Genomic DNA, 1,197 nt, shown 5'->3' on the forward strand with positions numbered 1-1,197 from the left:
GGCGGATTCAACCGGTCATCGCAACACATTCGCTGAATCGCTCAGCGGGCGTTTGGAAGCCGAGCGTCTTGCGTGGCCTCTCATTCAATTGTCTGGCGATCGAGTTGAGCTGGTGTTGGGAGTAGCCCGAGATGTCGATGCCCTTGGGCAGGTACTGCCTGAGCAGCCCATTGGTGTTCTCGTTGCTGCCCCGCTGCCAAGGGCTTTGCGGGTCACAGAAGTAGACCTTGATGTCGGTGGCCATGGTGAATCGCTTGTGCCCATGCATCTCCGTGCCTCGATCCCAGGTGAGCGATTTGTAGAGCTCCTGCGGCAGCTTGCGGGCATGCTTGATGAGCGCGTTGACGACCGTCTGAGAGTCCTTGCCGTCCAGCTTCACCAGCATCACGTACCTCGTCTGACGCTCAACCAGCGTCGCGATCTGGCTGCTCCCGCTGCCGAAGACCAGATCTCCTTCCCAATGCCCAGGCACAGCCCGATCTTCGACTGATGCGGGCCGCTCGCTGATCGACACCGCGTCGACGATCTGGCCATGGATCGCTGTCTTCTGCGTGTAGGAGCGAGAGCGCCGCATACCCCGCGTGCGCCGCAGATGCTCCAGCAACTCCTTCTTCAAGGCGCCACGCGCTTGAATGAACAGGCTGCGGTAGATCGTCTCGTGTGACACGTGAAGGCTCTGGTCGTTCGGATAAGTATGCTTGAGCCAACCAGCAATTTGCTCGGGCGACCACAGCAACCGAAGCATGTCCGCCACGACGCCAGCCAGCGCCCGGTTCTTGGCCAATTTGCAGAGCTTCGGCCGAAGAGCGCGCTCCCATGCAGCCTGGTCTGCCAGAGTTGCCCGATAACCGTCCTGGCCGCCGTTGCGACCGATTTCCCGGCTGATCGTCGACGGTGCTCTTCCGAGACGGTCAGCGATTGAACGCATGGACTGACCGAGCGTCAGCCCGAGCGAGATCTCTTCCCGCTCCGCCGAAGTCAGTGCACGCCGCGAGCGGCTGCGAGCCGCTGGGCGAATTCCGCCGGTCTCAGCAATGATCCGGTGAATCGAGGAGTGACCTCGGTCGAACAGCTTCCCAATCTCGTGCAGCGTCCAACCTGCCCTCCAACGCTCCCACATCAGCGCCTTCTGGCTATCCGAGTAGTAGATCCGCGGTCGCTGCCTCATGTCCAACACTCCTTCGGCCTGATCGGCCC

1 protein-coding gene is annotated in these 1,197 nt (G+C 61.5%); it reads right to left on the reverse strand.

Features of this window, described 5'->3' with window-relative positions; genetic code table 11:
- Nucleotides 1-7 precede the first annotated feature (7 nt).
- The gene (locus AC3WQY_RS24550; protein ID WP_492711222.1) at nucleotides 8-1,168 is read right to left on the reverse strand and encodes an IS30 family transposase; all 1,161 of its coding nucleotides are present in this window, start codon (nucleotides 1,166-1,168) and stop codon (nucleotides 8-10) included.
- Nucleotides 1,169-1,197 lie beyond the last annotated feature (29 nt).

This window comes from Roseateles sp. FW301-B2 (genome assembly GCF_058788955.1).